Source organism: Georgenia sp. G2120 (genome assembly GCF_055326485.1).
In genome coordinates, this window is the sequence record NZ_JBUZNL010000010.1 from 133,105 (window position 1) to 142,262 (window position 9,158).

Consider the following 9,158-nt stretch of genomic DNA (forward strand, 5'->3'; position numbering starts at 1 on the left):
CGACACCGCGCGACGGCCGTGACCATTTCGCAACCTTCCCTGGTGATCTCGGAGACCGATTCGTGACACGACCTCCGGCGGACGGTGCATGATGTGATGCGCACCATGACGGTCGATGTCGATCGTCATCTCTATGTACCGGAGGTTCAACGCGTGTCCACCCTTCCAGCTTCCAGAGCACGACGGGGAGGTGGACGGATGTTGGGTGTGGCCGCGGCCTCCTCCGCGCTCCTCGTCGGGGCCCTCGCCGTCCCCGCCTCGGCCGACGTGACCGAGCTCGACCCGCCGGACCCGGACGCCTCGCGCTTCGCGATCTCGTCCGAGACCGCTGCGGCCGTCGCCGCCGGCTCCGAGACCGGCGCCTGGTTCGTCGGCCTCGACCGCACCGCCACCGCCCTCGGCGGCAGCAGCGCGAACGTCGCGGCCCAGCAGTCGAGCTTCCTCAGCTCGGCGGCGAGCGCGGGCGTCTCGATCGACGTCCGGCACGAGTACCAGACGGTCTGGAACGGTCTCTCGATCGACGTCGCCGACTCGGACATCGACGCGATCCTCGCGATGCCCGGGGTGACCGGCGTGTGGCCCGTCGAGATCGTCGACTCGCCGCAGACCCTGCCGAACAACTCCCCCGACCTCTACTCGGCGGTCACCATGACCGGCGCGGACGTCGCGGTCAGCGAGCTCGGCTTCGACGGCACCGGCGTCCACGTGGCCGTGATGGACACCGGCATCGACTACGACCACCAGGACTTCGGCGGCTCGGGCACCCCCGGCGGCACCTCCTTCCCGACCGAGCGCGTGACCACCGGCTACGACTTCGTCGGCGACTCCTACAACGCCGACCCCAACTCACCGGCCTACCAGCCGGTCCCCCAGCCGGACGGCGACCCGGACGACTGCCAGGGCCACGGCACGCACGTGGCCGGCATCGTCGGCGCGAACGGTGACACCACCACGGGTGGCGTCGTCGGCGTGGCCCCCGGCGTGACCTTCGGCGCCTACCGGGTCTTCGGCTGCGACGGCTCGACCGAGACCGACATCATGAACGCCGCGATGGAGCGCGCGTACGCGGACGGCGCGGACGTCCTCAACATGTCGATCGGCTCGGCCTTCGCCGGCTGGAGCGACTACCCCACCTCCGTGCTCGCCTCCCGCCTGCACGACCTCGGCATGACCGTCACCGCGTCCATCGGCAACGAGGGCGACTACGGCCCCTGGGCCGCCGGCGCCCCCGGCAACGGCGACACCGTCATCGGCGTGGCCATGTACGACAACACCGAGGTCCTCACCGACGCCTTCCGGGTCGGCCCCGAGGACGAGCTGGTCGGCCACATGCCCGCCACTGGAGCCCCCGCGGGCGAGCCCGGCACCGAGTACACCGAGATCACCTCCGCCGGTGAGCCGGGGACGGCCGAGGCGCAGGGCTGCGAGCCCTACACCGAGGACCTCACCGGTCAGCTCGTGCTCGTCGAGCGCGGCAACTGCACCTTCCACATCAAGGCCGCCAACGCCGAGGCGGCGGGCGCCGCCGCGGTGATCATCTACAACAACGCGCCGGGCCTGCTCAGCGCGACCGTCGAGGGCGACCCGGCGGTCACCGTGCCGACGACCTTCGTCGACCAGGCCACCGGCCAGGACCTCGTCTCGCGGATCGGCAGCGAGGGCTTCTCCATCACGTGGACCGACGAGCAGGTCCAGACGGTCAACCCGTCCGGCGGCCTCGTCAACCCGGGCTCGTCCTGGGGCGGCACCGCGGGGCTCGACCTCAAGCCGAACCTCGGCGCACCGGGCGGGTCGATCTACGCGACCTACCCGCTCGAGGAGGGCGGTTACGCCACCCTCACGGGCACCTCGATGGCCGCCCCGCACGCCGCGGGCGCCGTCGCGCTCTACCTCGAGGCGCACCCCGGCACCGACTCGGGCCTCATCCGGGACGTCCTGCAGAACTACGCCGAGCCCTCGATGTGGGCCGACAACCCGACCCTCGGGATCGTCGACGCCGTGCACCGTCAGGGCGCGGGCCTCATCCAGATCGACGAGTCCATCCAGGCCGGCGTCATCGCCAGCCCGGGTCAGCTCGTCCTCGGTGAGTCCGAGGGCGGCCCGACCTCCGGCGAGGTCACGCTGACCTCGACCTCCGACGCCGACGTCACGTACTCGATCTCGACCGTCGACGCGGTCGCGACCACCGGGTCGTGGAACTACGGCGTCTACGAGGGCACCTCGACGTACGCGGGACCGACCTCGGTCACCGTCCCCGCGGGCGGCACCGCGACCTTCTCGTACGCGATCACCCCGTCCGCGGGTCTCGAGGAGCTCGGCGCCCAGTACGGCGGCTACGTCGTCCTCACGCCGGGCGACGAGTCCGTCGAGCCGATCTCGCTGCCCTTCTACGGGTTCGCGGGCGACTACCAGTCGGTCAACCTGCTCGAGCCCGTGCTCGAGGACAGCGAGGAGGACGGCGCGCTCGGCGTGCTCGTCGAGTGCACCCGCTTCGTCGGCGAGCAGTGCGAGGCCGGCGCGTCCTTCGGGCTCCCCGAGCCGGGGGCGACCTACTCCCTCGAGCGGTTCGACCGCCCGGGTGCGGTGTGGACGCTCGAGCACAACGCCCAGGAGGTCACCCTCCGCGCGTTCCCGGCCGACGAGGCCGAGGCCCGCACGAACGGCCGCATCGTCCGCACCGAGGACACGGTCGGCCTCTCGGCCGGCATCGAGTTCTGGGAGTGGGACGGCACCGTGCTGACCGACGACCGCACCGAGCGCGTGGCGCTGCCGGACGGCGACTACGTCCTCGAGCTCACCGCGGTCGCCGCCCTGGGCTCCGAGGAGGCCGGCGAGTTCGAGCGCTGGACCTCCGAGCCGTTCACGATCGACCGCGACGGCGACGTCCCGCCGCCGCCGTCCACCGGTCCCGCCTCGACGTTCTTCGCGTCGAACACCTGGGCCGACGGTCCCGCCGAGTACACCTACGAGTTCGGGCGACCGGGCGACGAGGTCCTCGTGGGCGACTGGGACGGCGACGGGGTCGACACGGTCTCCGTGCGCCGCGGCAACCGCTACCTCGTCAACAACGAGCGTCTCGGCAACGCGGCGGTGGACGAGATCCACTACGGCCGCGCGAACGACGTCGTGCTCGTCGGCGACTGGGACGGCGACGGCTTCGACACCTTCACGGTCCGCCGTGGTGCCGAGTACTTCGTCAGCAACACGATGGAGTCCGGCTGGGCGGACGCCGAGGTGACCTACGGTCGCGCCGGCGACGAGGTCGTCGTGGGCGACTTCGACGGCGACCGGACGGACTCCCTCACGGTGCGCCGCGGGAACGAGTACTTCGTGGCCAACACCATCCGCGACGGCTGGGCGGACTCCGTGTTCGCCTACGGCCACGACGACGACGTGACCTACGTCGGCGACTGGGACGGCGACGAGGTCGACACCCTCCTCGTCCGCCGCGGGAACGAGTACTTCCTGCGCAACTCCCTGACCGGCGGCTGGGCGGAGCAGACGATCCGCTACGGCCGTCCGGACGACGTCGTGCACGTCGGCGACTGGGACGGCAACGGGACCGACACCCTGACGGTCCAGCGCTGACCCGCTGAACGAGGAAGGGGCCCCCGCCGATGGCGGGGGCCCCTTCTGTCGTGTCACCGTCGAGATTGCGGTTCGTCGTCGTCGAGATTGCGGTTCGTCGTCGTCGAGATTGCGGTTCGTCGTCGTCGAGATTGCGGTTCGTCGTCGTCGAGATTGCGGTTGGGGCCCCAACCGCAATCTCGGTGAGCACCAACCGCAATCTCGATGAGGCGGGGGCGGTCGACCGTCAGTCGGTGAGGCCCCGGCGGGCGAGGAGCGGCTCGATCGACGGCGTCCTGCCGAGGAGCGTTTCGACCGACACCAGCGGGTCGCGCGAGTTGCCGCGCGAGAGCAGCTCGGCGCGGAAGACCTCGCCGGCCTCCCGGGTGAGCCCGAGGTTGCCGCCGTCGTGCGCTCGGAACCAGTCGACGGTCTCGGCGTCGAGCACCTCGGACCAGATGTAGGCGTAGTAGCTCGCGTCGTACCCGCCGCCGAAGGAGTGGTTGAGGTACGTCGTCCGGTACCGCGGGGGGATCCGCGGGTCGACGAGCCCGGCGTCGGCGAGCGCGGCGGCCTCGAACGGGAGGACGCCCTCGTCGTCGGAGGGGACCTCGTCCGGGCCGATCCGGTGCCACGCCTGGTCGACGAGTGCGGCGCCGAGGTACTCGGAGGTCGCGAAGCCCTGGCCGTACGCCCCCATCGACCGCAGCCGCTCGGCGACCCCGGCGTCGAGCGGCTCGCCGGTGACGTGGTGACGTGCGAAGGACGCGAGCACCTCGGGGTGCTCCATCCACTGCTCGTTGACCTGCGAGGGGTACTCGACGAAGTCCCGCGGCAGGGCGGTCCCCGCGAAGCCCGGGTAGCGCGCGGACGTGAGCAGGGAGTGCAGCGTGTGCCCGAACTCGTGGAAGAGCGTGCGCACCTCGTCCCAGGTCAGCAGGGTCGGCTCGCCGGCCGGCGGGCGGGTGACGTTGGCGTTGTTGACGACGACCGGTGCCTTTCCCGTCAGCTCCGAGGCGGAGACGAGGTCGTGCATCCAGGCGCCGCCCCGCTTGTGCTCGCGCGCGTAGAAGTCGCCGACGAACAGTCCGAGCGCCGTGCCGTCCTCATCGCGGACCTCCCACACGCGCACGCCGTCGGCGTAGCCGGGGATGTCGGGTCGCTCGGTGAAGGTGAGGCCGTAGAGCCGGCCGGCGGCGAGGAACACGCCGTCGGTGAGGACGGCGTCGAGCTCGAGGTAGGGCCGCAGCACGGCGTCGTCGACCTCGAACCGCTCGGTGCGCAGGCGCTCGGAGTAGTAGGACCAGTCCCCCGCGCCGAGCTCGCCGGCGTCGGCGGGCCGCTCCGGGTCGGCCGCGGCCAGGGCGGCGAGCTCCTCGGCCTCCGCCGCGGCGTTGCGCGCGGCCGGCGCCGCGAGGCGGGCGAGCATCGCGGCGATCGCGTCGGAGTCGGGCGCGGTGGCCCCGCGCGCGACGATCTCCGCGTGGTGCTCGGCCCCCAGCAGCTGGGCGCGCTCGGCGCGCGCCCGGGCGATGGCCCGCACGAGGGCGCGCGTGTCGGTGGCGGGGTCCGCGCCGGTGCCGCGGGCGACGGACCTCCCGAGCAGCTCGGCGCGGGTGGCCGGGTCGGTGAGCTCGGTCAGCAGCGGCTGCTGGGTCGGCAGGACGTAGGTGATGAGGTGGTCGGCCCCGTCCGCGGCCCCGGGGCGCGCCGCGGCGGACTCGGCCAGCGCCCGGCGCCGGCCCTCGTCGAGCCCGGCGAGCGCGGCCTCGTCGCGCACGGGCAGCGCCGCGGCGGCCATCCCGGCGGCCGCGCGGTTGCGGAAGTCGGTCGTCAGCTCGGCGATCTCGGCGTTGAGCGCCCGCAGGCGCGCCGTGCCGGCCTCGTCGAGCCCGACCCCGCGGCGCTCGAACCCGCGCACGTACTCGTCGACCGCCCAGGCATCCTGCTCGTCGAGACCCCCCGCGTCCTTGAGCGTGCGGAACCGGTCGTAGATGCGGGCGTCGAGCCAGAAGGCATCGCCGTGCGCGGAGGACTCGGGCGCGGTCTCGGCGGAGATGGCGTCGTACTCCGGCCCTCCGACGGAGCCGGCGAGCGTCGAGAGCACGACCGAGGCGCGCGTGAGCAGGTCGCCCGAGACCTCGAGCGCGGCGAGCGTGTTGGCCACGGTCGGGGCCGCCGGGTCGGTCGCGACGGCCTCCCACTCGGCGCGCTGCGCCGCCCGGCCGGCGCGCAGCGCGGGCAGCAGGTGCTCGGGCCGGATCGCCTCGAACTCCGGCATCCCGAACGGGAGCGGCGAGGGGCGGGAGAACGGGTTGGACTCGGGCAGGGTGACGACGTCGGGGCTGGTCATCCCCCCATCGTCGCACCACTGGCCGGACGTCCCGGAACACACCTCCGGGCGCCCCGCCGACTCAGCCGGTCAGGCGTCGAGCCGCTCCCTGCCGAGCACGGCGGGGATGTCCGGCGGGGAGAACCCCGGCCCCTTGAGCACCTTGCCGTCCTCCCGGTAGATCGGCCGGCCGTCCGCCCCGAGCTTGGACATGTTCGACGCCTGGATCTCCCCCAGCACGGCCGGCAGCGGGATCCCACACTCGAGCGCCATCCCGTACGCCACGTAGACGAGGTCGCCGAGCGCGTCCGCCACCTCGACCGTGTCCCGGGTGCCGTCGTCGGCCTCGACCGCGCGGGCGAACGCCTCGGCGAGGATCGCCTCCGCCCGCTCGCCGTAGACCGCCCCGACCAGCTCCGCCGCCTCCTCGACCACGAGCCCGGTCCGCATGTGCACCCGGTCGATGTCGGCGTCGGGTCCCGTGGTGACGACCGGCAGCCCGTACGTCGCGTGGAACTGGCGCACGAGCGCCTCGGGGTCGCGCGGGTCCGGCGTCGCCGTCCCCGTCCCGGGTGCGACCTCCTCGTCCGACACCCCGCCCACGCCCGACGCCGCAGCCTCGCCCTCCGGTCCGGCTTCGCCTCGCGTCACGTCCCCGCCCGACGACGATCCCGCACCGCCCGGCCCCGCCGCCCCCTCGCGGGCCGGACCGTCCCAGGGCGCCGCCGGCTCTCGGGGGTCGGTGGCGAGCAGGGTGGCCCGCAGGCCGTCGTGCAGCCGCCCCTTGTTCGTGAAGGCGGCACGGGAGAGTCCCTCGGAGCGGAACCCGTGCCGCCAGACGGCCCGCCAGGAGTCCCAGTTCGGGTCCCCGTCGTGGATCTCGGCGGCCCAGCCGACGGCGGCGACGCCCCGCGCGAACAGCTCGTCGAGGACGAGGTCGAGCGCCAGGGCGAGGAGCCCGCGCCCGCGGCCTCCCGGCGCCATCCAGTACCCGAGCTCGGTCCGGGCCCCCGGCCGCACCGGACCGCACGAGATCATCCCGACGAAGGTCGACCCGTCCGGTCCGATCTCCCGCACGGCCCAGTGCGGGGTGTCGAGCTCCCAGCCGCGCACCGCGACGTCGCGGACGTAGGTCTCGGCGTCGTTCCGGGTGTACGGCGAGGGGACGGTCGTCCACTCCTGGATCTCCGGGTCCTGGCAGGCCGCCAGGACCGCCTCGACGTCCGCCTCGGTGGGCGTGGAGAGCTCGACGACGCCGTCGGTCAGGGTGAAGGGCTGCATGCCGAGATCGTAGGCACGGCGGACGGAACGCCGAACGCGCCCGGACCGTCGCCCCGGCGCGTGACCGGCATCCACCCGGGTTACCGCTCAGCGTCCGGCCGCCCCATGACGACACCTCCGAATGCGACCCGCGCGGAGTCCAGAGAAATGCATCCATTTCCCGTCCGTTCGTGTCTCATATGCCCGAGATGCACCCCGCTGAATTTCGCCAACAATGCCTTTCCTAATTTAAAGGTGGTTATGCTCGGGAAAGTCAGTGAATGGCCGGGGAGGGTGGACGTGGACGCAGCGACAGGATCCGCAGTCACGGACACGGGCACGGGGCCGCGGACGCGCGCGCTCGTGCTCGCGACCGTCGGGTTCATGCTGAACTTCTGGGCCTGGGCACTGCTGAGCCCGCTAGGCTCGACGTTCGTCGAGAAGGGCCTGACGGCGGACTCCGCGCTGCTCGTGGCGGTCCCCGTGCTCGTCGGCTCGCTCGGCCGGATCCCGGTCGGCGCGCTGACCGACCGGTACGGCGGGCGGGTGATGAGGCTCTTCCGGATTGAGGGTGTAGACGGCCTGGCGCGGTGGTGAGCGAGGTGCCGGCGTGTCAGCGTCCAGATAGGGGTCGAGGTCTTCCGATGATGGGGGTTCTCACGCCACCCACCGGGAAGACCTCGACGTGCCTGACGCTACCTTCGCCCGCCCTGATCTGACCACGTTCGCTCGTCTGGACGAGCTCGGCTTGGAGGTCGTCGGCCAGCGCATCGAGCCTGGTCGGGCGGTCCTGGCCTGCAGGGTCGTCGAACCGGACAGCTGGTGCCGGCGGTGCGGGTGCGAGGGCGTCGCGCGGGACACCGTCACGCGCGAGCTCGCTCACGAGCCTTTGGGGTGGCGTCCCACGACGCTGGAGGTGAGGGTGCGTCGGTACCGGTGCACGGGCTGCGGGCACGTGTGGCGTCAGGACACGACCGCCGCGGCCGAGCCGCGCGCTCGGCTCTCCCGCCGCGGGTTGCGGTGGGCGCTGGAAGGGATCGTGTGCCAGCACTTGAGTGTCGCTCGTGTCGCCGAGGGGCTGGGGGTCTCGTGGAACACCGCCAACGCCGCGGTCCTGACCGAAGGACGCCGCGTCCTCATCGATGATCCGACCCGGTTCGACGGCGTCAGCGCCATCGGTGTCGACGAGCATGTCTGGCGCCACACCCGCCGCGGCGACAGGTTCGTGACCGTGATCATCGACCTCACCGCTGTTCGCGAGGGGACCGGCCCGTCCCGGCTGCTGGACATGGTCGAGGGCCGCTCGAAACACGCCTTCAAGCAGTGGCTCGCGGGCCGGCCGCAGGACTGGCGCGACGGGGTCGAGATCGTCGCGATGGACGGCTTCACCGGGTTCAAGACCGCCGCCGCCGAAGAGCTGCCCGACGCGGTCGCCATCATGGATCCTTTTCACGTGGTCCGCCTCGCTGGCGACGCGCTCGATGACTGCCGGCGCCGTGTCCAGCAGGACACCTGCGGGCACCGGGGCCGCAAGGGCGATCCGCTCTACGCCGCCCGCCGGACCCTGCACACCGGCGCCGACCTGCTCACCGAGAAGCAGTCCCAGCGCCTGGAGGGCCTGTTCGACGGCGACACCCACGTAGCGGTCGAGGCCGCCTGGGCCGTCTACCAGCGCATGATCGCCGCCTACCGCGTCCCCGACCGCGCACATGGTCGCCAGCTCATGGCCCAGCTCATCGCCTCCGTCAGCTCCACCGTGCCAGCCGCCCTGACCGAGCTGCGCAAGCTGGGCAGGACCCTGAAGCGCCGCGCCGCCGACGTGCTCGCCTACTTCGACCGGCCCGGCACGTCCAACGGCCCCACCGAGGCCATGAACGGCAGGCTCGAGCACCTGCGCGGCTCGGCCCTCGGCTTCCGCAACCTGACCAATTACATCGCCCGATCACTACTCGAGACGGGCGGATTCCGACCCCAACTACACCCTCGAATGTGAAGAGCC

General features: G+C 72.5%; 4 protein-coding genes and 1 pseudogene. 3 read left to right on the forward strand and 2 right to left on the reverse strand.

The window, feature by feature from the left end; genetic code table 11:
- The first annotated feature begins 198 nt into the window (after positions 1 to 198).
- Complete coding sequence (locus ACZLMO_RS12155) at positions 199 to 3,588, forward strand: S8 family serine peptidase (RefSeq protein ID WP_463653889.1); 3,390 nt, start codon at positions 199 to 201, stop codon at positions 3,586 to 3,588.
- A 226-nt stretch (positions 3,589 to 3,814) separates the two neighbouring features.
- On the opposite strand, the gene ACZLMO_RS12160 is transcribed toward ACZLMO_RS12155, so the two are convergent.
- Complete coding sequence (locus tag ACZLMO_RS12160) at positions 3,815 to 5,920, reverse strand: M3 family metallopeptidase (RefSeq protein ID WP_463653890.1); 2,106 nt, start codon at positions 5,918 to 5,920, stop codon at positions 3,815 to 3,817.
- Between the two features lie 69 nt (positions 5,921 to 5,989).
- On the reverse strand, positions 5,990 to 7,180 hold the full coding sequence (locus ACZLMO_RS12165; protein ID WP_463653891.1) for a GNAT family N-acetyltransferase: 1,191 nt from the start codon (positions 7,178 to 7,180) through the stop codon (positions 5,990 to 5,992).
- A 240-nt stretch (positions 7,181 to 7,420) separates the two neighbouring features.
- On the opposite strand from ACZLMO_RS12165, the pseudogene ACZLMO_RS12170 reads away from it, so the two are divergent.
- Both ACZLMO_RS12170 and ACZLMO_RS12175 read left to right on the forward strand, forming a co-directional pair.
- Positions 7,421 to 7,711 (forward strand): annotated as a pseudogene (locus ACZLMO_RS12170) (hypothetical protein); the annotation flags it as partial.
- A 133-nt stretch (positions 7,712 to 7,844) separates the two neighbouring features.
- Complete coding sequence (locus tag ACZLMO_RS12175) at positions 7,845 to 9,152, forward strand: ISL3 family transposase (protein ID WP_425713489.1); 1,308 nt, start codon at positions 7,845 to 7,847, stop codon at positions 9,150 to 9,152.
- The last annotated feature ends 6 nt before the right edge of the window (positions 9,153 to 9,158 follow it).